Source organism: Pseudoduganella ginsengisoli (assembly GCF_009720865.1).
Classification (GTDB): Bacteria; Pseudomonadota; Gammaproteobacteria; order Burkholderiales; family Burkholderiaceae_D; genus Rugamonas; species Rugamonas ginsengisoli.
Window position 1 is genome coordinate 533,294 of sequence record NZ_WNLA01000001.1, and the last position, 23,749, is coordinate 557,042.

A 23,749-nucleotide genomic window follows, 5' to 3' on the forward strand; every position below is an offset into this window, starting at 1 on the left:
TCAAGCGCGGCCAGCGGCCAGCAATGCGCGCGCGGCAGCCAGCACGTCAGCCACGGGCGGCGGCGCGCCGCGGTCGCCCAGGTTGATGATTTTCGGCGACCAGTTGCCTTCGGTCTTCCAGCGCGGCGAGTCCGCGTAGATTTCCACAGTGGGACGGACGAAAGCTGCCGCGATATGGGTCAGGCCCGTGTCGACGCCGATTGCCAGCGCCGCATGGCGCGCCAGCAGCACGGCATCGGCCATAGGCAATTGCGGCAAGACGCGCGCATTGGGCAGGCTGGCTGCCAGTGCTTCTGCCTCGGCCTTTTCCTTGGGCGAGCCCCACGGCAGCAAGATCGGCATGGGCGCCAGTGCGGCGCCCAGCTCGATCCAGTTGGCAGGCGCCCACTTCTTCGCGTCGCGCGCCGTGCCGTGGAAGAACACGCAATATGGTCCCGCCGGCATCCAGTCAGGGCGGGGATCATTGGGCGACACATCCGGCAAGCCGAAATCGGCCGGGTAGTCGACGTTGTAGCCCAGTGCCGCCCCCACCACCAGGCGGCCCCGCGCCACCGCATGGGTGCGCGGATCGAGCTTCACGCTGCGGGTGTGAAAAATGCGCGAAATGCCTTCATAGCCGGAACCTTCACTGCCATTACCCAGGCCCACCTTGTGGCGCCCTTTGGCGGCGCCCATGATGATGCCCGTCTTCAGCAAACCCTGCGTGTCGAACACATAGTCATAACGCTGTTCGCGCAGCTTGGAAAAGAAGGCGCCAATCTCCGCGCGCGTGGCCGGGTTGCCCAGGCTTTTTCGCCAGCGCCGCAGCGCAAATGGAATGATGGTGCGCACGCGTGCATTCATGCGCACGAGGCTGACGTAGCCCTCTTCCACCACCCAGTCAATATTCGCGTTCGGATAGTGGCGCACGATGTCAGCCACGATGGGCATATTGTGCAGCACGTCCCCCAGCGAGGAGACGCGCACCAGCAAAATGTTCAATGGCTGCATCCCATCCGAACTGCCCCGGCTCGTCATTGTCGCTACCGGGATCAGAATGGCAATACAGCGTCCGGCTTGGCAGCCAGGATCACATCGCGGAACTGGCCCTGGATGCGCGCCAGCGCTTCCGGCGTTTCCGCTTCAAAACGCATCACGATGACAGGGGTCGTGTTCGACGAACGCGCCAGGCCGAAACCGTCCGCGTATTCAACGCGCAAGCCATCAATGGTGATGATGCGTTCATTGCCTGGGAAGCGCGCGTCGCTGCGCAGCTTGTCCATCAGCGCAAAGTTCTCGCCTTCTTTCAATTCCAGGTGCAGTTCCGGCGTGGAATCCGATTGCGGCAGTGCGTTCAGTAGCGCGGACGGGTCGGCATGTTTAGTGAGGATTTCCAGCATGCGGGCACCGGCATACAAACCGTCATCGAAGCCATACCAGCGGTCCTTGAAGAAGATATGTCCGCTCATTTCGCCGCCCAGCGGCGCGCCCGTTTCTTTCAGCTTGGCTTTCACCAGCGAGTGGCCGGTCTTGTACATCAGCGGCACGCCGCCGCTCTTTTCAATGTACGGCGCCAGGTGGCGCGTGCATTTCACGTCGTACAGGATTTGTTCACCAGGGTGGCGCGTCAAGACATCTTCCGCGAACAGCATCATTTGGCGGTCCGGGAAAATGATCTGGCCATCTTTGGTGACGATGCCGAGGCGGTCGCCGTCGCCATCGAATGCCAGGCCGATTTCAGCATCCGTCTGCTGCAGGCAGCGGATCAAGTCTTGCAGGTTTTCCGGATGGGCCGGGTCCGGGTGGTGGTTCGGGAAATTGCCGTCTACGTCGCAGAACAGTTCAATCACGTCGCAACCCATGCCGCGGTACAAATCGCCCGCGAATGCGCCGGCCACGCCATTGCCGCAATCGACGGCAATCTTGATGGGACGGGAAATCTTCACGTCGCCAATGATGCGTTGCAGGTATTCGGCCTTGATGTCGTGCGTGCTGTACGAACCCGGCGTGCCGGCCAGTTTGCCGCCATTGACGAGGATGCTGTCATACAGGCCGGTAATGGCGTCGCCATAAATTGCTTCGCCGGCCAGCACCATCTTGAAACCATTGTAGTCTGGCGGGTTGTGACTGCCGGTCACCATAATGCCCGACTGGGCGCCCAGCACTTGCGTACCGAAATACACCATCGGCGTCGCCACCACGCCCAGGTCAATGACATCCACACCCGCCGATTGCAAACCTTGCGCCAGCGCGGCAGCCAATTCCGGGCCGGACAGGCGGCCATCGCGGCCAATCACGACTTTACGCTGATCCTTGGCCAAGGCCGCCAGGCCGAACGCGTGGCCAATCTGGCGCGCAACGTTGGCGTCCAGCGTTTTACCGACGATGCCGCGGATATCGTATGCTTTGAAAATCGATTTCGAGAGTGTGGTCATAATATTAACTGGACGCAGCCACGCCCGGCGCCAAGGCGCCAGGCAGTGACGGTATGCTGAGTGGGATGGCGGCTGTCTTGGTCTGCCCAGCCGTAAACTACGGGTATAGTAAGTGCGATAACTGCGGCAGGCAAGCCCTGCCTTCCTGATAATTCAGTGATAACTCAGGCCGCGATGCGCAAGCCTTCGATATCGTTGCCGGCTTCCACCCAGTCCTTCACCCACTTCGGCTGGCGGCCGCGTCCCGTCCATTGCTGGCCAGCATCGGCAGGATTACGGTAGCGCGGCGCCACTTCCGCGCCTGGCGCTTTCAGTTTGGCGCCAGCCACCAATTCTTCCACGGTAGCGCCAACGCTTTTAGCAATCGCCAGGATTTTTTCAATGGCTTGCGCACGTTCCTGGGTTTCACGTTGCGTCAATTCCTTTTTTAATTGCTCCTGCAATTGACGCAATTGAGCAGTAGACATATTCGACAGATCCATAAATATCCCTTTAAAAAAGTGAGGTTACGATTCTGCCGGAAATATACACGAAATTCCGATTATCCTAACGTTTCTTGTGACGCATCATCCAGCGCGGCGCGTTGAAACGAACTATACGTGCGTACAACCATAAGTAACTCACAACAAACAGGAGGCAAAATACCATCAGCAGTGAGGTATTGCTCCAAAACATAGTTGCAGGGATTACAGCCATCAATGAAAAGGCCCACAAATAAGGAGAAGTCAATGAATTGCGGCGCAATAACGCCCGTCCTTCTTTGCGCCCAATGGCCCATTGCACGATGCGGCGATAGATCAGGCTATGCAAATGAATTCCGTCTGGCATCGTGGGAGATTTGCCTCGCACAAACATGCGGCGGTACACCGAAAACAATGTTTCAAACGCAGGATAAATTAACAGCAGTGCCGCATACCACGTAGATACTTGAGGGTTGCGGATTACCAGCAGCAGAGCCAACTCGCCCAGCATAAAGCCGATGAAGTAGGCGCCGCCGTCACCCATAAAAATCAGGCCGACTGGATAATTCCAGACTAAAAAGCCAGCCGTGGCGCCGGCTACAATCAGGGCTGCCACTAGTACAAACATATCGTTCACTTGCAACGCCACATAACCCAGTGACAGCAACATGCAAATCGTCACCACACTGGCGAGGCCATTAAAGCCATCAATAATATTGACTGCATTGGCGATCCCTGCCACCGCCAACACAGATACCGGCAATGCTAGCCACCACCATGGAATCACCCAGGTGGAAAAAGGCAGGTCGAGCCGGTCTATCCGGGCATCGAGCAAAAAATACGCCAATAAGCCAGCGACAATGGTCAGCACGAGGCGCCGCGCCGCACTGACATTGCCCGTGTAATCCTCGACTATGCCGCCAGCGAAGGCAATCATCGCGCATACAAGCAGCGACATCAGCCAGCTGGTCATGGCAGGAACGCGCCAGATGGAAATACATGCGGCAACAATGACAGCGAAGAAAATCGAAAGTCCGCCAATGCGGGAGACCGCGTGTGCATGGTTTTTCTGCACGCCACGGAAATCAGAATCCATCGCGGGGCCATGCAGCTTCGCTTCCTTGATAACCAGCAGGGTCAGCAGCGCGGAAGCGACAAAGCTTATGAGGAAAGAAAACATTATTAATTATCAATACCGGTCCGGTACAAAGTGCGGACTCTGCGGTCTACGCCAGTTAATGCCAACCAGCGACTATACCGGAACCCAGTATTGACATGACAAGAATCAAGCGGGGATATGCGCTCCCGCAACGCGCGGTCGGAATTCTAGCAAATCCCGCTGCCCAGCCTTGCCATCCTTACCGTTTGATACACCGTCAGCGCATGCACAGCCGCAACGCGTCGCGCCAATGCGGCAACGCGCATAAATCTTGCCCGAGCTTTTGCGATGACATTACGGAATAAGCAGGCCGTTTGGCCGGCGTGGGATAGTCTGCTGTGGCAATCGGGGTCAGCTTGCAGGCAATCCCCGCCTCCTCCAGGATGGCTTGCGTGAATTCAAACCACGTAGTCTGCCCCTGGCTCGACAAATGATAGACCCCGCCATGCGCACGCCACCAGTCCGCGCCGCCCGCTTTCGCTTGCGCCAAAACCGTTGCCGTGCTGTCCGCAATGGTGCGGCTCCACGTCGGGGCGCCGTGCTGGTCCGCCACGATGCGCAATTCGTCCCGTTCCCGGGCCAGCTTTAACATCGTCAGCAAGAAATTCTTGCCACGCATGCCGTACACCCAGCTGGTGCGGAAAATCAAATGGCGCACACCGGATGCGACGATGGCTTGTTCGCCAGCCAGCTTGCTGGCGCCATACACGTTGACAGGGCCAGTCGCATCCGTTTCCAGCCGGGGCGCGGGATCCGTACCGGGAAACACATAATCCGTCGAATAATGCACCAGTGCGGCATCGAGCCGTTTCGCTTCCTCCGCCATGACAGCCGGCGCTTCCGCATTGATGCGGTGCGCCAGTTCCGCTTCACTTTCCGCCTTGTCGACTGCCGTGTAAGCCGCCGGATTCACGATCAGGCTTGGCCGTACATCGCGAATGACCGCCCGCACCTGGTCCAGGTCCGATAAGTCCATGCGTGCGCGGTCCACGGCCACCACTTCACCCAGCCCTTGCAGGCTGCGCTCCAGCTCGTAGCCCACCTGGCCTGAACACCCTGTCAGTAAAATCTTCATGGATAGACCTCGGCCTGCGCCAGCGGCACGCCCGCCTTATCCTTGGCAGACAGCAGCGGCTCGCCATCCAGCGGCCACTCAATGCCAATGGCGGGGTCGTTCCAGATCACTGACCGCTCAAAGGCTGGCGCATAGTAATCCGTGGTCTTGTACAGGAATTCCGCGAACTCGCTGGTGACGACAAAGCCATGCGCAAATCCCGCTGGAATCCATAGTTGGCGCTTGTTTTCCTCCGACAGTTCCAGGCCATACCATTGTCCAAACGTGGGCGAGCTTTTCCGCAAATCCACTGCCACATCAAACACGGCGCCGCTGGTCACACGCACCAGCTTGCCCTGCGCTTGCTGGATTTGATAGTGCAATCCGCGCAGCACGCCTTTCGCGGAGCGCGAATGGTTATCCTGCACAAATTGCACGTTGACACCGGTTTGCTCGGCAAAGCGCTGCGCATTGAAACTCTCGTAGAAAAAACCACGCTGGTCGCCAAACACAGTGGGTTCAATCACCAGCAAGCCTTCCAGAGGCGTCTTGATCACATTCATCGCGGGATGACCTTATCTTCTAAAATCTGTAACAGATACTGGCCATAATTATTCTTTTTCAATGGTTCCGCCAGCTTAGCCAATTGCGCCGCATCGATATAGCCTTTGCGATAAGCGATTTCTTCCGGACAGGCCACTTTCAAGCCCTGGCGTTTTTCAATGGTGGCAATGAATTGCGAAGCATCCAGTAGCGACTCATGCGTGCCGGTATCCAGCCACGCCATGCCGCGCCCCATCAATTCCACCTTTAATTGGTCTTGCTGCAGGTAGACATTATTGACGTCAGTAATTTCCAGCTCACCGCGTGCCGACGGTTTAATGTTCGCGGCAATATCGCACACCTGGTTATCGTAGAAATACAAGCCCGTCACAGCATAATTTGACTTGGGCGCCTTGGGCTTTTCTTCAATCGTCAAAGCTTTGCGGTCCGCGTCGAATTCCACTACGCCATAGCGCTCAGGATCATGGACGTGATACGCAAACACGGTGGCGCCATCATCCCGCATAGCCGCGGAACGCAGCAGCGCATCGAGGTCATTGCCGTAATAAATGTTATCGCCCAAAATTAATGCGGATGGGTCATTGCCAACAAAATCGCGGCCAATAATGAACGCTTGCGCCAGCCCGTCTGGCGATGGCTGTACCGCATAGCTGAGCTGCAAGCCCCACTGGCTGCCATCCCCCAGCAATTCCTTGAAGCGGGGCGTATCTTGTGGCGTCGAAATAATGAGGATTTCACGCATGCCCGCCAGCATCAAGGTGGTCAGCGGATGGTAAATCATCGGCTTGTCATAAATGGGCAGCAATTGCTTGGACACGCTCATCGTCACGGGATACAGGCGCGTACCGGAACCACCGGCCAGGATAATGCCTTTACGGCGCGGAAGTGTCATCATGCCTCCCTGTTCTGATAATTGGTCTCCACCCATTTGGCATAGGCGCCCGATTGCACATCCTGTACCCAAGCCTGGTTATCCAGGTACCACTGCACGGTTTTCGCAATCCCGCTCTGGAACGTTTCCGCTGGTTTCCAGCCCAGCTCCCGCTCCAGCTTGCGCGCATCGATCGCATAGCGGCGGTCATGGCCGGGACGGTCTTTGACGAATGTAATCTGGTCGCGGTAGCTGCCTGCAGCCTTCGGACGCAACTTGTCCAGCATGTCGCACAGCGTGTGCACGGCGTCGAGATTGGCCATCTCGTTCCAGCCGCCCACGTTGTACGTTTCGCCCAAGCGGCCTTCCGCCAGCACGCGCCGGATCGCCGCACAGTGGTCGCCCACGTACAGCCAGTCGCGTACTTGCTGGCCATCGCCATAGATCGGCAATGGCTTGCCGCCCAATGCATTGGAAATGATCAGCGGAATCAGTTTTTCAGGGAAATGATATGGGCCGTAATTGTTCGAGCAATTCGTCGTCAGGGTCGGCAAGCCATAGGTATGATGGTAGGAGCGCACCAGGTGGTCCGACGCAGCCTTCGAAGCCGAATATGGGCTGTTCGGTGCGTACGGTGTGGTTTCCGAGAATGGCGCATCGTCCGGGCCCAGCGTGCCATACACTTCATCGGTGGACACGTGCAGGAAGCGGAATGCTGCTTTTTCATCGTCAGGCAGCGCGCTCCAGTATGCGCGGGCAGCTTCCAGCAAGCTGAACGTACCATTGATATTGGTTTGGATGAATTCGCCAGGGCCGAGAATTGAGCGGTCCACGTGGCTTTCCGCGGCGAAGTGGACAATGGCGCGGGGCTGGTGTTGCTGCAGCAGGGCCAGTACACCAGCCTGGTCGCAGATATCGCCTCGCACAAAAATGTGGCGCGCATCGCCTTGCAGCGATTTCAGGTTGTTCAAATTACCCGCATACGTCAGCTTGTCGTAATTCAAAACGCCTTCGTCCGATTGCGCCAGCCAGTCGAGAACGAAATTCGAGCCGATAAAGCCGGCCCCGCCAGTCACAAAAATCATTTAGCACCCAGGGTTGCGTGTTGTCATGCTTATTATTCTATGTGATGCCCGCATCAAATCGGGGAAAATAGCGGCAGAAAATAGTTTAAATAACATCTATGACGCAAAAAACGTATGTGATAGGCGACCTGCAAGGGTGCCACGACCAGACTGTCGCGCTGGTTGAACGCATTTTCGCGCAGGAATCCACGCCCCCTGCCATCCTGTTCACGGGCGACTTGATCAACCGCGGCCCCGATTCGCTGGCCACCTTGCGCTATGTGCATGCCTTGGCCAAAGAGAGCGGCGGCCGCATCGACACCGTGCTGGGCAATCACGATCTGCACTTGCTGGCCGTGGCCAACGGCATACGCCCGGCCCATCCATCCGATACGCTCAGCCACATCCTGCAAGCGCCCGATGGCGCCGCCCTGCTGGACTGGCTGCGCACCCGTCCGATGGCGATCTTGCGCGGCAAGCACTTGCTGGTGCACGGCGGCGTGCTGCCGCAGTGGGACGCGCAGCAAGTGATGGCGCTGGCGCTTGAAGTGGAAACCGTGCTGCGCGGCCCCGGCTGGGTCGGTTTCCTCGCGCAAATGTATGGCAACCAGCCAGACCACTGGGACGCCGGGCTGGAAGGCATGGAGCGCTTGCGCTGTGTCGTCAACGCACTGACGCGCCTGCGCTTTTGCACGCAAGACGGCGTCATGGATTTCAAGATGAAGGAGTCGGCCAAAGCGGATCCGGCTTCCGGACTGATGCCATGGTTTGACGTGCCGGGTCGGAAAACAGAAGACGTGACGGTGGTGTTCGGCCACTGGTCCGCACTGGGATTGTTGCTGCGGCCTAATTTGATTGCGCTGGATACGGGCTGCGTGTGGGGCGGCTATTTATCCGCCGTGTGCCTGGAAGACCGTTCGCTGCTCCAGCAGCAGTGCCCCGAGTACCGCGAGCACTCGGGGAAGAAAAGCGCCTGAACTTACGCGGCGGCCGCGTTCTGCACGCCCAGCGCACCGGCCACCGCATCATGCGCCGCCTGCGCCAGTTCGCGGCGGTGCGCGCCCGCTGCCGGCATCGCCGGCAGGCAATGCAAACGTGCCCGCACCGGTTTGCCGCCCAGGATCGCCACCACGCTTTGCGCGAACGTCATGTCGCCAATGAAATCCACGGACGGATGCAGCTTGCCCGCGTCATCGACGTAACTGAGCGCAAACGGCTGCACCATGACTTCCGCATCGATGGCCGCTTCAAACAGGTTGGCGTGGAATGGCAGCAAGGTGCCTTGCGCGGCCGTCGTCCCTTCGGGGAAGAACGCCACGCGCTCGCCAGCCTGCAGGCTGGCGACGAGGCCCTTGAAGATATGCCGCAAGTCGCGCCGGTTACCGCGCGCAATGAACACGGTACCAGCCTTGTCCACCAGCCAGCCGGCCAGCGGCCACGAACGGATTTCCGCCTTGGCCACGAAGCGGCATGGATACAGCGCATCGATGACGAAAATGTCCAGCCACGACACGTGGTTGGCAACGATCATCGCGTGCACCAGTGGTTGGCTGGAGCCGGGCGCCATCTCCACCGTCACGTTGCACATCTTCAGCAACTGGCGCGACCAGCGCCGGATATGGCCGTTGCGGCCTTCCGTGCCGATCCATGGAAAGATCACGGCGCACACCAGCATGCCATACAACAGATGCACGACCAGGCGCGCCAGACGCAGATACAACATGGGACCTCTTAGCTGACGTTGCGGGTATTGCTGCGTTCATAAGCCACGTGGCCCGCCACGATGGTGGCCTGTACCCGGCCGGCCAGTTCATAGCCGAGGAATGGCGTGTGCTTGCCTTGCGACGCCAGCACCGAACCTTCCACGGTCCAGCGCGCGGCTGGGTCGAAGATGCAGATATCGGCCGTGCTGCCCACTGCCAGCTGGCCAGCATCCAGGCCGGCCACGCGCGCCGCGTCATGGCTGATGCGCGACAGCGCCAACGACAGCGCATTGCCCGGCTGCGCCGATGCGTAATCGTCGGCCCATTTCAGCGCCAGCGACAGCAGCAATTCCAGGCCGGTGGCGCCCGGCGATGCTTCTGCGAACGGTAACAGTTTTTCATCGTCGTCGACCGGCGTGTGGTCCGAACACACGGCGTCGATCGTGCCATCCAGCACGGCGGCGCGGATCGCATCGCGGTCACGCTGGCTGCGGAATGGCGGCGTCACGCGCGCATTCGGGTCGAAGAAGCCGATGTCCGCATCCGTCAGGTGCACGTGGTGCACGCCCACGTCGCACGTGACGGGCAAACCTTCCGCCTTGGCGGCGCGGATCAAGTCCAGTGCGGCAGCCGACGAAATGCGGCACAGGTGAACCCGTGCGCCCGTCGAGCGGATCAATTCAAAGATCGTGTGCAGCGCAATGGTTTCCGCCATCACCGGCACGCCGGACAAGCCCAGGCGCGATGCCAGCGGGCCGCTGTGCGCCACGCCGCCACGGCCAATGTGCGCATCCTGCGGACGCAGCCATACGGTGTAGCCAAAGGTTTTCGCGTATTGCAGCGCGCGCAGCAGCACGTTGGTGTCTTCGATGGGTTCTTCCGCTTGCGAAAAGCCCACGCAGCCCGACTCCGTCAATTCCGCCATTTCCGTCAGCGCCTTGCCCTTCAAGCCCATCGTCAGCGCGCCCAGCGGGTGCACGTGCGCCTGGTTCAAGCGCCTGGCGCGGTGCTTCAGCATTTCCACCAGGCCCGGCTCGTCCAGCACGGGATCCGTATCCGGCGGGCACACCAGCGACGTCACGCCACCCTGCACGGCCGCCTGCATTTCCGAATCCAAGGTAGCCTTGTATTCATAGCCCGGCTCGCGCAGGCGGGCGGACAAGTCCACCAGACCCGGCGCCACCACGAGGCCGGTGGCGTCGATCGTGCGCGCAGCGCTGAAACCAGCCGGCGCGGCGCCGATCGCCGCCACTTTGCCGTCCACGATAAACAAGTCTTGTACGGCGTCGATGCCGTTGGCCGGGTCGATCACGCGGCCGTTTTTGATATGTAAGCTCATCCTTGATTCCCAGCCAAAATGCTCATCACCGCCATGCGGACCGCGATACCGAACGTCACCTGCGGCAAGATCACTGCCTGCGGGCCATCGGCCACCGCCGAATCAATTTCCACGCCGCGGTTCATCGGGCCCGGGTGCATGACGATGGCATCCGGCTTGGCCAGCGCCAGGCGTTCCGGCGTCAAGCCATAGCTCTTGAAGTATTCCTGCACGGATGGCAGCAGCGCGCCATTCATGCGTTCATTTTGCAAGCGCAGCATGATGATCACGTCCACGCCCTTCAAACCTTCATTCATGTTGGTGAAGGTGCGCACGCCCATCTGTTCCAGGCCGCCCGGCAGCAGCGTATGCGGGCCGATGGCGCGCACTTCCGGCACGCCCAGCGTGGTCAGCGCATGGATGTCGGAACGGGCCACGCGGCTGTGCAAGATGTCGCCGACAATCGCCACCGTCAGGTTGGTGAAGTCCTTTTTAAAATGCCGGATGGTGTACATGTCCAGCAAACCCTGGGTCGGGTGCGCATGGCGGCCATCGCCCGCGTTCACCACGTGCACGTGGTTTTGCTTCGTGTCGTTCAAGTGCTTGGCGATCATGTATGGCGCGCCCGACTGCGCGTGGCGCACGACGAACATGTCCGCATGCATGGCCGACAGGTTGTCGATGGTGTCGAGCAGCGATTCGCCCTTGCTGGTCGACGAAGCCTGCATGTTCAGGTTGATGACGTCCGCCGACAAACGCTTCGATGCAATTTCGAACGTGGTGCGCGTGCGGGTCGAATTCTCGAAGAACAGGTTGAACACGCTCTTGCCGCGCATCAGCGGCACTTTTTTGACTTCACGGTCCGACACGCCGACGAACGACGATGCGGTGTCCAGGATATGATTGACGATAGACTTGGGCAATCCTTCGATGGACAGCAAGTGCTGCAGTTCGCCGTTTTTGGTGAGTTGCGGATTAAGCATGGTTTTCTTCAATGGTGAGCGTGAATTGTCCGGCGTCGTTGCGCTGCAGGCGCAGCGCTTCGCATTGGTCCACCTTGACCGTGGCGGCAACGAAGTCCGCCGCGACTGGCAACTGGCGGCCGCCCCGGTCCACCAGTGCGGCCAGCATGATGCGCGCCGGACGGCCGTAGTCGAACAGCTCGTTGATGGCGGCGCGCGTGGTGCGCCCGGTGTACAGCACGTCATCGACCAGCAGCACAGTGGCGCCGGCCACGTCGAACGTGATGTGGGTCGGCTTCACTTCCGCCGGCAAGCCTTTCTTCGCGTAGTCGTCGCGGTAAAACGACACGTCCAGCACGCCGCAGCGCGCCGTCATGCCGAGGTCTTTGGCCAGGCGTTCGGCCAGCCATGCGCCGCCGGAGTGAATGCCGACGATGCACGGGTCGTGAGCACCGGTCAGGCCCGTTTTGACCTGTTGCAGCAGATTCGCGTACAGCGCTTCCGCATCCAGGCCGGATGGTTTCATGGGATTGGACATGGTCGAATCTCGTTGAATGTCAGAGGGTTTCAAAATACTGTTGCAGGATGATGGCAGCGGCCTTGTCATCAATGATTTCGCCCCGCTTGGCTTGAATCACGGCCGATGAATAGCGTTCATCGACCAGTTCCACGGGCAAGTTGAAGCGGCCATGCAATTGATTGGCGAACTTGCGGCAGCGCGCGGTCATGTCATGGGGCGTGCCATCCGGATGGCTGGGCAAACCCACGACAAAGCGGACCGGGCCCCATTTTTCTATCAGTGCGGCGATTTCCGCGAAGCGCACGTCGTTCGCTTGCGCCGAGATGACAGCCAGCGGCGCCGCCTGGCGGATCAGCGTATTGCCCATGGCCACACCGATCCGCTTGATGCCGAAGTCAAAGCCCAGGATGGTTTCAATCGTCACAGCTGGACCATTCACGCGTGCCCTGCTTCGGAAGCCAGCATCAGCGGGTCAAAGCCCAGCAGTTTGATGGCAGCCATATAACGTTCTTCAACCGGCACATCAAACAGGATGCGGGTATCGGCGCTGACCGTCAGCCAGCCATTGCGGCTGATTTCATCTTCCAGCTGGCCGGGGCTCCAGCCGGCGTAGCCGATCGACACCAGCATGCGCGACGGGCCCGTGCCACGGGCCACCGCCTCCAGCACGTCGATCGACGTGGTGAACGCCACCTCATCCGTCACCGTCAGCGACGACGAAAAACGCGCGCCCGGCGTGTGCAATACAAAGCCGCGGTCATCCTGCACCGGGCCGCCAAACATGATGGGTTCATCGACGACGCTGCGCGGCACGTCCGACGACAGTTCCAGGTCGACACGCTCGAACAGCGTTTCCATCGTCATGTCGGTGGGTTTGTTGATGACCACGCCCAGCACGCCATTGTCATTGTGTTCGCACACATAAACGACGGTGCCGCCAAAGACGGGATCTTGCATCGACGGCATGGCAATCAGGAAATGGTTGGCCAGGTTCAACGCAGGCGCCGCAGCGGCGGCAGGCGCCAGCGGGTCGGCGGCTTCCTGCAGCAAGCCTGGCGTGGGCAGAGGTTGGCCGGCCTTAGTTTTCTTCATACGCGTGCTCTCTCTGCAGTTCTGGGGGAATTGAATTTGTAGACTTTAAGGTAATATCTCACGGCTTGTCGGTGCTGCCACCAGTTAAAAGGGGCATGTGTAGCCGATAGTTTACTATGAATTGCTTCAATTGCCGCTATGGCCACGTAATGCCTGCCACGATGCCATCTGATAATCCAACTTTCCGCACTGCGCTGGTCTGGTTCCGCCGCGATTTGCGCAACTTTGACCATGCCGCCCTGCACCACGCGCTGCAACGCAGCGAAACCGTGTTTTGCGCTTTCATTTATGACAAGGATATTCTCGGCACCTTGCCACGCGCAGACCGCCGCGTGGAATTTATACACGCATGCATAGCGGAATTGGCGGCGGATTTGCAACAGATGGGCGGCGGCCTGATCGTCCGCCACGCGCTGGCGCAAGAGGAAATTCCCCGCCTGGCGGCTGAGCTGAACGCGGATGCGGTGTTTGCCAACCATGATTATGAACCGCAAGCCATTGCCCGTGACGCTGCCGTGGCGCAGGCGCTGGCTGCCGATGGCCGTCTGCTGTTCACGTTCAAGGACCAGGTGATCTTTGAAAAAAACGACGTACTGTCGCAATCGGGCACGCCGTTTTCCGTTTTCACGCCTTATAAGAACGCCTGGCTGAAGCGCTTGCAGGCGCAGCCGGACAGTGTGGCGCCATGGCCCATCGATCCCCATGTCCGCAAGCTGGCGGCGCTGCCGGACAGCCCGCTGCCGACACTGGAACAGCTGGGTTTCGAGCGCACCAACCTCGCGCAACTGGCCATCCCCACCGGCATGCGCGGCGGCGCGCAACTGTTCGAGGACTTCCTGGAGCGCATAGCCGGCTATGGCATGGCGCGCGACTACCCGGCCGTCAAGGGGCCGTCTTACCTGTCGCTGCACTTGCGCTTCGGCACCGTATCGATCCGCCACCTGGTGCGCACCGTGTCGGACCTGTCGGCGCGGGGCCAGGCCGGCGATGGCGGCGCCGTATGGCTGTCGGAACTGATCTGGCGCGAGTTTTACATGATGATCCTGTACCACCATCCGCATGTGGCGCAGTCATCGTTCAAGACCGCGTATGACGCCATTGAATGGGAAACGGGGCCGGACGCGGACGAACTGTTTGCCGCATGGTGCGAGGGCCGCACCGGCTATCCGCTGGTGGACGCCGCCATGGCGCAGTTGAACCGTACCGGCTACATGCACAACCGCCTGCGCATGGTAACGGCATGCTTCCTTATCAAAGACCTCGGCATCGATTGGCGCCGCGGCGAAGCGTATTTCGCGCAGCATTTGAATGACTTCGACCTGTCGGCCAACAATGGCGGCTGGCAGTGGGCATCATCGTCCGGCTGCGACGCACAGCCGTACTTCCGCATTTTCAATCCCATCACGCAATCCGAGAAATTCGACCCGGAAGGGAAATTCATCAAGCGCTACCTGCCGCAACTGGCCGCGCTCGACCCGCGCGAGATCCACGCGCCATGGCAGGTGCCGCGCATGGTGCTGGCAGAAAAAGGCATCACCCTCGGCCGCGATTATCCGCAGCCGCTGGTGATGCATGATGAAGCGCGCAAGCGCACGCTGGAACGCTATGCCGTGGTAAAAAAACCCGGCTGATTTACGCGGCCTGCTGCGACAGCAGGCTTTCTATAGCGCCCAGCAGCACCGGTTCCTGGAACGGTTTGCCGAAATACGCGTTGACGCCCAGCTGCATCGCGTAATTACGGTGCTTGTCCGCGCTGCGCGACGTGATCATGATGATGGGGATGTCGCGCGTGCGGTCGTCGCCGCGCACGTTGCGCGTCAAATCAAAGCCATCCATGCGGGGCATTTCAATATCAACCAGCATCATGTCAGGCAAGCTGTCGCGCATCTGTTCCAGCGCATCGACGCCATCCTTGGCCAGCACCACCTGGTAGCCTTCCCGTTCCAGCAAGCGCTGCGTCACTTTGCGCACCGTCAGCGAATCATCGACCACCATGATCGTGCGCCCGGTGGCCGCCACCATTTGCAAGCCGCCGTCTACCGGTTCAACGCGCAATTCCGGATGTTCGGCCAGATGGCGCGCCAATGCCAGCGGATTGAGGATCAACACGATTTCACCGGAACCCAGCACCGTGGCGCCCGCGATCCCGGCCATGCGCGCCAGCTGCGGTCCGATATTCTTAATGACCACTTCTCGGTTGCCCTGTACGTCATCGACTTGCAGCGCCAGGCGGTCGTCGCCCGCTTTCAAAATCAGTACTGGCGACGAGCGCTGTGCAGCCGGCTGCGCCTGCGCATCACCCAGCATTGTCGGCAGGTAGTGCAGCGGCGCCGGCATCCCCTGGATCACCACGTGGCCCTTGCTGCGCGCGTCACTGAGCGCGCTTTCTTTCATTTGCAGCACTTGTTCCACCAAGGTCGATGGCATGGCAAATGGCCGTCCGCCGGCGCGCACCAGCACCACTTGCGTCACGGCCAAGGTCAATGGCAGGCGGATCGTGAAGCACGCGCCTTTGCCGCGCTCTGAGGCCGTATCGACGCGGCCACCCAGCAATTGCGCTTCCGACCGCACGATGTCCATGCCGACGCCACGCCCGGCCTGCTCCGTCAGCGTCTCCGCCGTCGAAAAGCCCGGTTCGAAAATCAGGCAGGCCGCGTCCGCATCGGAAATTTCTTCGCCATCGTCCAGCAAGCCCACGCTGCGCGCCTTGGCGCGGATGCGGTCCAGGTCCAGCCCCGCGCCATCATCGGAAAACGCCAGCACCACTTCATTGCCTTGCTGGCTCACCTGGATCAGCAATTCACCTGTTTCATCCTTGCCCGCGGCATGGCGTTCGGCGCGCGGTTCGACGCCATGCACGATGGCGTTGCGCAGCAAGTGTTCAAATGGCGCAGCCATCCGCTCCAGCACGCCACGGTCGATTTCCACCGCGCCGCCCCGGATATCGAGGTTGACGCGCTTGTCCGTTTCCTTGGCAGCCAGGCGCGCCACGCGGAACAGGCGTTCGGAAATGCTGGCAAACGGCACCATCCGCACCCGCATCAAATCGCGCTGCAATTCACGCGTCATGCGCGCCTGCTGCGTCAAGTCCGTGCTGGCCGTATCGACGCTGCGCAGCAGGCTTTCATGGAATGACGCCACGTCATTGACGCTTTCCGCCATCATGCGCGTCAATTCCTGCAAGCGCGTAAAGCGGTCGAATTCCAGCGGATCGAATTCACGGTCGCTGGAAATCGACATGCGCGACGCGATTTGCGATTCCGCCTGCATTTCCACTTCGCGCAACTGGCGGCGCAAGCGCGCCAGGTTTTCGGAAAAGTCGTTCAGCGACGTGCGCAAGGCGCCCACTTCATTTTCCAGCCGGGAGCGCAGGATCGATACTTCACCGGCCTGGTTGACTAGCCGGTCCAGGATGTCGGCGCGCACACGCACCAGCGGCGTACGCGACGCACTGTCATCTTCCTGCGCTGCCACTGCCGGCGCTGCGGCAGGTTCTCCCTGCGCCGCTTCGGCTGCCGGCGCCTGTACCGGCTGTGGGTGCTGCAACTGCTCGAACAGCACCAGCGCATGGTCATAATGCGTCAGCAATTCTTCGAACGCATGAGGCGTCGCGCTGTTGGCGTGCACCATGTTTTCAATATGGGTTTCAATTTCATGCGCATGCTGGCCCAAACGCATGGCGCCCGCCATGCGCGCGCTGCCTTTCACCGTGTGCAGCACCCGCTGCAGCATGTGCGCGTGGCTGAAGTCAGTCGGGTTGCGCTGCCAGGCGCGCAATGCGTGGCCCACTTGCGGCAGCAAATCCGCGCCCTCTTCCAGGAACACGGGCAGCAAGTCCGCATCGATTTCGTCCGTATAGCTGCCTGGCGGCGCCACCGCCAACTCAGCCGGCGCATCGGGCAATTCCAGCACTTGCACGTCGGGCGAGGATGGCAGCGTCTCCGGCGGCGAAGCCGGTACATGTTCCACGCTCAGTACAGCCAGTTCCGGCATTTCCGGTTCCAAATCCGCCAGCGCCTGCAGCTGCTCTTCCGGGACAGTGGCGTCCGCAAGTCCTGGTTCGGGTTCCGGCTCTAGCGCCAGTTCGTGCACCGGCACAGGCTCGGCCTCTGGCGCAGGCAACGGCTCGTCTTGCGGCGTGTCCGCCAGCGGTTCCTGCTGCGCCAACGGCAGCGGTTCTGGCGCAGGCGGCAGTTCGTCCAATGGCGGCAATGGCTGCGGCGCTGCCGGCTGTTGCTGCGCCGCCCACTCATCCTGCAAGTCCGGCGCTTGCGGCTGCGGCGCAGGCGCAGCGATCTGCGACAGCGGCGCGGCAAACGCATCGTCAAACGCGGTATCGAACAAGTCGTCGATATCATCGTTGACGGGTGACGCCGTCTTCGCTTCCGGCGCCCGCGTCAAGACCGGTTCACGGTTGAAAAAGTCCGATTCCGGCGGCGGCTTGCCGGACAAATCGTTATAGGCTTCGGCAAACAGCGCATCAAGCTGCGCCGCCAGTGCACTTTCGCCTTCCTGAGGCGCGGCCGGAACTGCGTCGGCCCGGGCATCAGCCTGCGCATCGGCATCGGCAAAGACCGCGTCCATGTGCGCATCAAAAGCGCCATCCGGCGTTTGCAGCCGCGCCAGTTCATCGCGCATGCGCTGCAATGCTTCAATGAGTTCCGGCTGGTCCGGCGCCACTTCGCCCTGAGCGAAGCCCAGCAGCATCTGGTGCATGCGCTCGGCCGTAAAGTCCAGCAAATCGTGCTGGGTCGGATCGAGCTGCGGCGCCGGCGCACGCAAACCTTCCAGCGTGCTTTCCAGTGCATACGCCAAATCGCGCAACGCGGTAAAGCCCACCGTGCCCGACGTTCCCGCCAGCGTATGGGCTGCCTGCAATGCATCCGCACTGACCGGGCGCCCCGGTTCATGGCGCCATTCGCCAAAGTCGCGCGCCAGCAGGCGCGCCAGTTCATCCGTCTCGGCCAGGTAAATGTTATACAGCGGCAGCGGGATCGTCAGCGCGCCCACGTGTTTGACGTCGTCGTCCTCCGGCGGCAGCAATGGCGCCACGTTCGGATGGAATTCAATCACGTCAGCCGTCGGTGGCGGCGCCACCGGGAATGCAATCACCTGCCCCAGCTCATGGCTGGCATCTTCATCGCGCGTGGGCGACGGCGGCGTGAAGTCCACGATTTGCGCACTGGATTCCACCGGCGCAGCGTCCTGCGGCTCCGCCGCGGTAGCGCCTGGCGCGGGCTCGTCCACCGCAGCTTCCGGCACGCTTTCCAATCCTGCGGCGGGCTCGGCCGGAGTTGCAGCTGCTTCGTCCGCCATGTCAAACGGCCCTCCCGCCTGCACCTGTGCCGCAGCCGCCACCAGTGCATCGGCATTGCGCTGCGAAACGCCATGGGCCACCAATTCATCCACCCATGCCGTCAAATCACGCGCAGCGCGCTCCAGCAAGCCAAACAGCGCTTCCGTGGCGGGCCGCTCTTCAGCCAGCCACGTATTCATCGTACGCTCGATGGCGGCCGCGCCATCGGCAAACTGGTTCAACCCCACCATGCGTCCACTGCCCTTGAGCGTGTGGAACGAGCGGCGCAGCATCGTCAAATGTTCCAGCGTGCCAGCCTCGGAGCGCGGCTTGGCCAGCGTTTCATTGACGAACACCAGCACTTCCTGTGCTTCCGCGATGAAGATGTCGAGCAATTCTTCTTCGATTGCCGCATCGCTCGGCGATGCCGCGGCAGCCTGCGGCGCAGGCGTCGGCGGCGACGTGGGCGATTCGACTTCTTCTTCCAGCACCGGCACGGGCGCGCTGGCGGCGAGCTTTTTAAATGGCACTGCGCGGAATGTGCCCTGCGCAGCATCGAATGCATAGCGCTCTTTTGCGCCGGACGGATTTTGCGCCAGCATGTCGACAAAGAAGCCTAGCGCCCCGACATTTTGCGCAATGTCGTCCAGCACACGCGGTTCCTGCGCCGGATCGCCCTGGCCGCCAGCCAGTTTCGCGATTTCCTTGCGCACGTGTTCCGTCGCGAACACTGCATCTTCCTGGTCCAGCACGGCCAGCGCGCCATGCAGCTGATGCAGCACGCTGTCGAGGCTGCGCAGCGATGGCCGCAGCGACGGGTCGCCATAGTAATCGTCCAGCACCTTTTCCACCTGGCGCAGGCCCGTCTTCATTTCCCCCGCCAGTGCCGCCACCGTATCGTCCTGCTGCAATTGGTGGGCCAGGCCGAGCTGCCATTGCGCCGGCGGCGGCGCACCATCGCCGTCGCCCGCCAGCAGCGCTTGCAGGCGCACGCCGATGGTGTCGGCATGGGCCGGGAACGTGTCCGGCAAGTGCCGGATATGTTCAAGGCCATGCTCTGCAAACAGCAGCGCGGTCGTCATTTCCAGCGACAGCGCTTCGCTACGGCCCTTGGTCACCGCGGCATTGGCCACTTGCGCCAGCTGGCGCATCAGCGCTGCCAGCGCGGCCACGCCCAGCTTGTCGCACGCAACAGCCACCACGGCCAGCGCCTGGCTGAATTCCGCATCCAGTTGCGGGTCGATGACGGCATCGAGCAAACGCTGCCACGCGGCCTTGGCAGCCGCCATGGCTTCCCTGGCGCGCGCCAGCGCTTCCGCATCGATGCGGCCATAGCGCTTCGCTTCCACGTCGGCAGGCACGGTGCCTTCGATGCCGAAAACGCTGCACAAATGGTGCGCCAGCGGCGACACATGGTCGTGATCCGCACCGGCAATGAAGAACAGCGCTTCGCGCAGCATGTTGTCCGGCAGCGATGCATCGCCTTGCGCCAGGCGGCGCATTTGCAGGTTAATCAGGCCAAACAATTGCTTGACGTAGCGGCCATGGTCCAGCTGTCCCGCTGCCGCCAGTTCGGCAAATGCCTGCATCGCCAGCCAGAACGTGCGCGCTTTCGGATCAGACTGCGCTTCCGCCACTTGCGCCACCGCGTCGCGCAATGCGCCCGTCTGCGCCGTTTGCGCATCAGGCTCCGTGGCTTTCATATAAGGCAGCAGTGCGCGCTCAAAACGCTGGCGATAGGCTGTGTAGTCAGGCGCTTCCACCGTCGTGGCGGCCGGCATGCGCGCCAGCGCCGACAAATCAGGGAAAAACAGGTCGGCCGGATGGATGCGTTCCGCGCCCAGCATTTCCTGTACGGCACGGTAATAAGGGAACAGGCGCACCGGCTGGAATGGCGCGCCGGCCAGCAACTCTTCCAGGAATTCCGTGATCGCCTGGTACAGGTTGGCGACCGTGCGGGCATTGTCCGCATTGCATTTCAGCGCACCGGATTTGAAGCGGTCCAGCGCCTCTTCCGCCACCTGCGTCATCAGGGTGACGCCGTCGACATCGACTATCTGCAGCGCACCGTGCGCCTGGTGCAAATGCGAGCGCGCGTGCTGCAGCGCGGTCGACTGGTCATCCTGTTCGCGCCCGCCTGCCTCGAACAGGGCGGTACGGGAGCGGCCCAGTGCTTCGCGGATTTCCGCCATCACCCACGACAGGGGACCGGTATCAAATTGCGCCGCGCTGGAAGTTTCGAGGTTGGTCATTGCTTGTTCCATGTGTTCAGGATGCCGTGATGCGGAAGCGCGACACCGAGTTTTTCAGTTCCTGCGCCAGCACCGACAGCTTGTGAATCGATTGCGCGGTTTGCTGGGTGCCGTTCTGCGTCTGCTGCGTCACGGACAAAATATGCCGGATGTTTTGCGCCACGCCGGTGGCCGACGTGGCTTGCGTGCCCGTCGCATACGAGATGCCCTGGATCAGTTCCGCCAGCCGGTTCGACACGTTCGAGATGTCGGACAGCGCAGCGCCGGCCGCGTCGGACAGGCGCGCCCCTTCCACCACGCCTTGCGTGGATTTTTCCATTGCGGCCACGGCGTCGTGCGTATCGGTCTGAATCGTGCGCACCAGCGCGCCGATCTGCTTGGCCGCTTCGGCCGACCGTTCCGCCAGCCGCTGCACTTCTTCCGCCACCACCGAAAAACCGCGCCCCGCTTCGCCCGCCGCCGCGGCCTGGATCGCCGCGTTCAGCGCCAGCACGTTGGTCTGTTCAGTAATATCGGAAATCAGTTCCGTGATCTCGCCGATTTCCTGCGACGATTCGCCCAGCCGCTTGATGCGCTTGGACGTTTCCTGGATTTGTTCGCGGATTTCATGCATGCCCTTGATGGCGTTTTCCACGGCGGTCGCGCCCTGCTCCGCCGCCGCCACCGACTGGCGCGCCACGTCGGCCGATTCCGCTGCGGAGCGCGAGACGTCGGTAATTTCATTGGCCATTTTCACGACGGTGGCGCTGGCGTCCTGGATTTCACGCGACTGCTGCTGCGATGCCAGCAGCAAGTCGCTGGAAATGCCTTGCGCCTGCGCGGACGCCAGCCGCACCTGTTCCGCCGTTGTCGTCACCCGTCCCACCAGGCCGCGCAACTCTTCCACCGTATAGTTGACCGAGTCGGCAATGGCGCCCGTGATGTCTTCCGAGACGGTCGCCTGTACCGTCAAGTCCCCGTCCGCCACTTCCTGCAACTCATTCATCAGGCGCAAGATCGCCGCCTGGTTCTGGTCATTCATGGCTTTCGCTTCTTCTTCCTTTTGCTGCGCCTGGATCCGCATGGCTTCCGCTTCCTGGCGGCGGCGTTCGGCGCTGCGCGTGCGGTTTTGCGAATCCTGCAGCAGCACGCGGCCGATGGCGGCCGCCGTCATCAGGGTCAGCATGCCACCCGCCACCATCAGCCAGAACGTCAGGTTGAGCGCGTCCTGTTCCGACCGGTAGGATTGCAGCAAGCCGCCCAGCAAGCCGCGCAATTCTTCATTGCCGGCAAAGATGGTGCGCTCGGCCGTCTTGGCTGTGCTGAATTTATCGAGCCGGTCGAGGATCGAGGCCAACAGCTTCTGGTATTCCTCGAACTGTCCTTTCAGCGTCTTGACCCGTTCGCGCAATTCCCCGTCACGGATGGCCGGCAACTGGTCGCTGCCATTGAGGAAGGCGTCCAGCGTGGTGCGGAATACCGTCGTATCGCGCCCCAGCTGGAATGCGGTCTCTGACGAAATGCCGCCCGCCGTAATGTATTCACTGGCGCTGCGGCTCATACGCTGCGTCAGCATGGCCAGCTTGCCCAGTGCCGCCACTTCCTTGACGCCGGCGCCACGCTGCAGGCGCTGCGCCTGCAAGTCTTCCACCATGGACAGCAATTGCGGCGACAGGCGGTCCAGCTGCTTCAGGGTTTTATCCAGTCTGCGCAATTCAGCATCCATCGCCAGGATCGCGCCAGCCGCCTGGTCCGATGCCTGCCATTTGTGGCGCGCTGCCGCCACTGCCTTGCCCAGCGCCGCAGGGGGCTGCGGGATCGTCGTGCCCTGGAAGTCGCCGCCATGTATCATCAGGTTGAAGTCGCGGTTCAACTCCTTGCGGCTCTCCGCCAGCTGGCGGAAGGCTTCTTCATTACCCTGCACGGCGTTCGGCGCGGCCTTGCCGATACGCTGCGAGTGCATCAGCGCATCGCTGGCAATCTGCGTTTGCGCAGAGCGGATGCTGTTGCTGCGGATATTCAGGCCGACGGCGGCGACGCTCAGCAACATGCAGACAGCCAGCGCCGTGGACAAGATGTTCAATTGGCGCTGGGCCGGCAAATGGCCGATCAGCGGCAAACGGATGCCGGGCCCTGCGTCCGCTGCGGGCCGCGCACCCGCGCTGCGCAGTGCATCGCGCAAACGCAGCGGCGCTGCAGCCGGCGTTTCCTGCTCCGGGACAGCCGCCGCAGGCGCCGCGGCGGAAGCGGCAGCCGGGGCTGCGGCCGGTGCGTAGTTGGCAAATTCGGAATCCGGCGCGGCAGAAGGCTCAGGCGTTTCGGCCTGCTGTGAACGCGGCAACAGCTTGGAGAACAATCCCATTACACCCTCGTTTAGTCCTGGTCCTTGATAGCCATAACGGCAGCCAACTGGTAAAAATTACCGGCCGACTTGCAGGAACCGTTCTTCGTGTACCAGCAACGCCAGGTCCAGCCGTGTCCAGCGCTGCCCCTCCGCATCCGTATACTGTTGCGCACACCATCGCGATATGGCGGGATCCGCCGCTTCCGCCTGCATGGTTTCCACATTGCGCAAACCCAGCACGCGCGACGCCAGCAGCGCGCCGTGCAAGCCCAGTCCCGGCGCAAACGTCACGATACGGCACTCGCCCGTCTGCGCGACGGCAGCTTCGCCGCAATACCGGGCCAAATCCACCACCCCCGTTAAATTACCCCGGATATTGGCCAGCCCAAGGTACCAGTCGTGCGTCAGCGGCACCGGCGTGATGGCTTGCAGCGGCACGATTTCCGATACTTGCGTCAAATCCAGCAGGCAGCGCACGGTTCCCAGTTGCACGCCCAGCTGGCGGCCGGACGCCAGCGCGCCGCTTTGGGCCGCATGCATGCGTTCGAGCAATTGCGCCTGGTAGCGGCGCAAACGGCTGCGCCGGTCAGGGCTTTTGCCTTCGGCCGGCGCGGCGGCAGGCAGAGTGGAGGACGGAACAGCATCGGTGACGCTGTCCGCTGCGGAAGTGATATCGCCGTACGCGCTGCTCATCGG

20 protein-coding genes are annotated in these 23,749 nt (G+C 61.5%); 2 read left to right on the forward strand and 18 right to left on the reverse strand.

The genetic code is table 11. From position 1 onward, the window contains the following. The 8 genes from waaC to rfbB all read right to left on the reverse strand — a co-directional run bounded on the left by waaC (window position 1) and on the right by rfbB (window position 7,608). Window positions 1-990: a lipopolysaccharide heptosyltransferase I gene (gene waaC / locus GM668_RS02260; RefSeq protein WP_371868608.1), complete on the reverse strand. Its 990-nt coding sequence runs from the start codon at window positions 988-990 to the stop codon at window positions 1-3. A 41-nt stretch (window positions 991-1,031) separates the two neighbouring features. Then, window positions 1,032-2,414, reverse strand: a complete 1,383-nt coding sequence (locus GM668_RS02265) for a phosphomannomutase/phosphoglucomutase (protein ID WP_155437289.1) — start codon at window positions 2,412-2,414, stop codon at window positions 1,032-1,034. A gap of 164 nt (window positions 2,415-2,578) precedes the next feature. Then, window positions 2,579-2,881 (reverse strand): H-NS histone family protein, encoded by a 303-nt coding sequence (locus tag GM668_RS02270; protein ID WP_229498838.1) that lies wholly within the window; start codon window positions 2,879-2,881, stop codon window positions 2,579-2,581. Window positions 2,882-2,960: 79 nt separating this feature from the next. After that, a complete protein-coding gene (locus tag GM668_RS02275; RefSeq protein ID WP_155437291.1) occupies window positions 2,961-4,055 on the reverse strand; it encodes a glycosyltransferase family 4 protein in 1,095 nt (364 codons plus the stop codon). Between the two features lie 196 nt (window positions 4,056-4,251). Beyond that, entirely contained in the window at window positions 4,252-5,109 is an 858-nt protein-coding gene (gene rfbD / locus GM668_RS02280) for a dTDP-4-dehydrorhamnose reductase (protein ID WP_155437292.1), read from the reverse strand. Then, on the reverse strand, window positions 5,106-5,651 hold the full coding sequence (gene rfbC, locus GM668_RS02285) for a dTDP-4-dehydrorhamnose 3,5-epimerase (RefSeq protein WP_155437293.1): 546 nt from the start codon (window positions 5,649-5,651) through the stop codon (window positions 5,106-5,108). Before rfbC ends, rfbD begins: the two co-directional genes overlap by 4 nt. After that, window positions 5,648-6,547, reverse strand: a complete 900-nt coding sequence (gene rfbA, locus GM668_RS02290) for a glucose-1-phosphate thymidylyltransferase RfbA (protein ID WP_371868609.1) — start codon at window positions 6,545-6,547, stop codon at window positions 5,648-5,650. The genes rfbC and rfbA overlap by 4 nt, the downstream gene beginning before the upstream one ends. Continuing rightward, a complete protein-coding gene (rfbB, locus tag GM668_RS02295) occupies window positions 6,544-7,608 on the reverse strand; it encodes a dTDP-glucose 4,6-dehydratase (protein ID WP_155437294.1) in 1,065 nt (354 codons plus the stop codon). Before rfbB ends, rfbA begins: the two co-directional genes overlap by 4 nt. 98 nt (window positions 7,609-7,706) lie before the next feature. On the opposite strand from rfbB, the gene GM668_RS02300 reads away from it, so the two are divergent. Continuing rightward, window positions 7,707-8,564: a symmetrical bis(5'-nucleosyl)-tetraphosphatase gene (locus GM668_RS02300; RefSeq protein ID WP_155437295.1), complete on the forward strand. Its 858-nt coding sequence runs from the start codon at window positions 7,707-7,709 to the stop codon at window positions 8,562-8,564. Window positions 8,565-8,566: 2 nt separating this feature from the next. On the opposite strand, the gene GM668_RS02305 is transcribed toward GM668_RS02300, so the two are convergent. The 7 genes from GM668_RS02305 to GM668_RS31710 form a co-directional block, all read right to left on the reverse strand. Beyond that, the gene (locus tag GM668_RS02305; RefSeq protein WP_155437296.1) at window positions 8,567-9,310 is read right to left on the reverse strand and encodes a lysophospholipid acyltransferase family protein; all 744 of its coding nucleotides are present in this window, start codon (window positions 9,308-9,310) and stop codon (window positions 8,567-8,569) included. Between the two features lie 8 nt (window positions 9,311-9,318). Then, window positions 9,319-10,629 carry a dihydroorotase gene (locus tag GM668_RS02310; RefSeq protein WP_155437297.1) on the reverse strand — a complete coding sequence of 437 codons (1,311 nt, stop codon included), beginning with the start codon at window positions 10,627-10,629 and terminating at the stop codon, window positions 9,319-9,321. Further along, window positions 10,626-11,591 (reverse strand): aspartate carbamoyltransferase catalytic subunit, encoded by a 966-nt coding sequence (locus GM668_RS02315; protein WP_155437298.1) that lies wholly within the window; start codon window positions 11,589-11,591, stop codon window positions 10,626-10,628. The genes GM668_RS02310 and GM668_RS02315 overlap by 4 nt, the downstream gene beginning before the upstream one ends. Then, window positions 11,584-12,108: a bifunctional pyr operon transcriptional regulator/uracil phosphoribosyltransferase PyrR gene (gene pyrR, locus GM668_RS02320; protein WP_155437299.1), complete on the reverse strand. Its 525-nt coding sequence runs from the start codon at window positions 12,106-12,108 to the stop codon at window positions 11,584-11,586. Before pyrR ends, GM668_RS02315 begins: the two co-directional genes overlap by 8 nt. A gap of 19 nt (window positions 12,109-12,127) precedes the next feature. After that, entirely contained in the window at window positions 12,128-12,508 is a 381-nt protein-coding gene (gene ruvX / locus GM668_RS02325) for a Holliday junction resolvase RuvX (protein WP_170305485.1), read from the reverse strand. Window positions 12,509-12,525: 17 nt separating this feature from the next. Then, window positions 12,526-13,182 (reverse strand): YqgE/AlgH family protein, encoded by a 657-nt coding sequence (locus GM668_RS02330; RefSeq protein ID WP_155437300.1) that lies wholly within the window; start codon window positions 13,180-13,182, stop codon window positions 12,526-12,528. A 136-nt stretch (window positions 13,183-13,318) separates the two neighbouring features. Next, window positions 13,319-13,468, reverse strand: coding sequence for a DUF2690 domain-containing protein (locus GM668_RS31710; RefSeq protein WP_371868610.1), 150 nt, complete (start codon window positions 13,466-13,468; stop codon window positions 13,319-13,321). Here GM668_RS31710 and GM668_RS02335 point away from each other — a divergent pair. Then, window positions 13,398-14,813, forward strand: coding sequence for a cryptochrome/photolyase family protein (locus tag GM668_RS02335; protein WP_371868611.1), 1,416 nt, complete (start codon window positions 13,398-13,400; stop codon window positions 14,811-14,813). The genes GM668_RS31710 and GM668_RS02335 overlap by 71 nt on opposite strands. Window position 14,814: 1 nt before the next feature. Here GM668_RS02335 and GM668_RS02340 read toward each other — a convergent pair whose 3' ends face one another. Genes GM668_RS02340 through GM668_RS02350 form a run of 3 tightly spaced genes read right to left on the reverse strand, consistent with a single transcriptional unit; the run spans window position 14,815 to window position 23,746 of the window. Further along, the gene (locus GM668_RS02340; protein ID WP_229498842.1) at window positions 14,815-20,730 is read right to left on the reverse strand and encodes an Hpt domain-containing protein; all 5,916 of its coding nucleotides are present in this window, start codon (window positions 20,728-20,730) and stop codon (window positions 14,815-14,817) included. A 16-nt stretch (window positions 20,731-20,746) separates the two neighbouring features. Further along, the gene (locus GM668_RS02345; RefSeq protein ID WP_155437301.1) at window positions 20,747-23,071 is read right to left on the reverse strand and encodes a methyl-accepting chemotaxis protein; all 2,325 of its coding nucleotides are present in this window, start codon (window positions 23,069-23,071) and stop codon (window positions 20,747-20,749) included. Window positions 23,072-23,128: 57 nt separating this feature from the next. Continuing rightward, a complete protein-coding gene (locus GM668_RS02350) occupies window positions 23,129-23,746 on the reverse strand; it encodes a chemotaxis protein CheW (protein ID WP_155437302.1) in 618 nt (205 codons plus the stop codon). Window positions 23,747-23,749: the final 3 nt, after the last annotated feature.

What these genes read in the sequence shown, in the direction of transcription:
- waaC (WP_371868608.1), bottom strand. Translation starts at nt 990, where the DNA reads ATGCAGCCATTGAACATTTTGCTGGTGCGCGTCTCCTCGCTGGGGGAC.
- GM668_RS02265 (WP_155437289.1), bottom strand. Translation starts at nt 2,414, where the DNA reads ATGACCACACTCTCGAAATCGATTTTCAAAGCATACGATATCCGCGGC.
- GM668_RS02270 (WP_229498838.1), bottom strand. Translation starts at nt 2,881, where the DNA reads ATGTCTACTGCTCAATTGCGTCAATTGCAGGAGCAATTAAAAAAGGAA.
- GM668_RS02275 (WP_155437291.1), bottom strand. Translation starts at nt 4,055, where the DNA reads ATGTTTTCTTTCCTCATAAGCTTTGTCGCTTCCGCGCTGCTGACCCTG.
- rfbD (WP_155437292.1), bottom strand. Translation starts at nt 5,109, where the DNA reads ATGAAGATTTTACTGACAGGGTGTTCAGGCCAGGTGGGCTACGAGCTG.
- rfbC (WP_155437293.1), bottom strand. Translation starts at nt 5,651, where the DNA reads ATGAATGTGATCAAGACGCCTCTGGAAGGCTTGCTGGTGATTGAACCC.
- rfbA (WP_371868609.1), bottom strand. Translation starts at nt 6,547, where the DNA reads ATGATGACACTTCCGCGCCGTAAAGGCATTATCCTGGCCGGTGGTTCC.
- rfbB (WP_155437294.1), bottom strand. Translation starts at nt 7,608, where the DNA reads ATGATTTTTGTGACTGGCGGGGCCGGCTTTATCGGCTCGAATTTCGTT.
- GM668_RS02300 (WP_155437295.1), top strand. Translation starts at nt 7,707, where the DNA reads ATGACGCAAAAAACGTATGTGATAGGCGACCTGCAAGGGTGCCACGAC.
- GM668_RS02305 (WP_155437296.1), bottom strand. Translation starts at nt 9,310, where the DNA reads ATGTTGTATCTGCGTCTGGCGCGCCTGGTCGTGCATCTGTTGTATGGC.
- GM668_RS02310 (WP_155437297.1), bottom strand. Translation starts at nt 10,629, where the DNA reads ATGAGCTTACATATCAAAAACGGCCGCGTGATCGACCCGGCCAACGGC.
- GM668_RS02315 (WP_155437298.1), bottom strand. Translation starts at nt 11,591, where the DNA reads ATGCTTAATCCGCAACTCACCAAAAACGGCGAACTGCAGCACTTGCTG.
- pyrR (WP_155437299.1), bottom strand. Translation starts at nt 12,108, where the DNA reads ATGTCCAATCCCATGAAACCATCCGGCCTGGATGCGGAAGCGCTGTAC.
- GM668_RS02330 (WP_155437300.1), bottom strand. Translation starts at nt 13,182, where the DNA reads ATGAAGAAAACTAAGGCCGGCCAACCTCTGCCCACGCCAGGCTTGCTG.
- GM668_RS31710 (WP_371868610.1), bottom strand. Translation starts at nt 13,468, where the DNA reads ATGAAAGCGCAAAACACGGTTTCGCTGCGTTGCAGCGCGTGGTGCAGG.
- GM668_RS02340 (WP_229498842.1), bottom strand. Translation starts at nt 20,730, where the DNA reads ATGACCAACCTCGAAACTTCCAGCGCGGCGCAATTTGATACCGGTCCC.
- GM668_RS02345 (WP_155437301.1), bottom strand. Translation starts at nt 23,071, where the DNA reads ATGGGATTGTTCTCCAAGCTGTTGCCGCGTTCACAGCAGGCCGAAACG.
- GM668_RS02350 (WP_155437302.1), bottom strand. Translation starts at nt 23,746, where the DNA reads ATGAGCAGCGCGTACGGCGATATCACTTCCGCAGCGGACAGCGTCACC.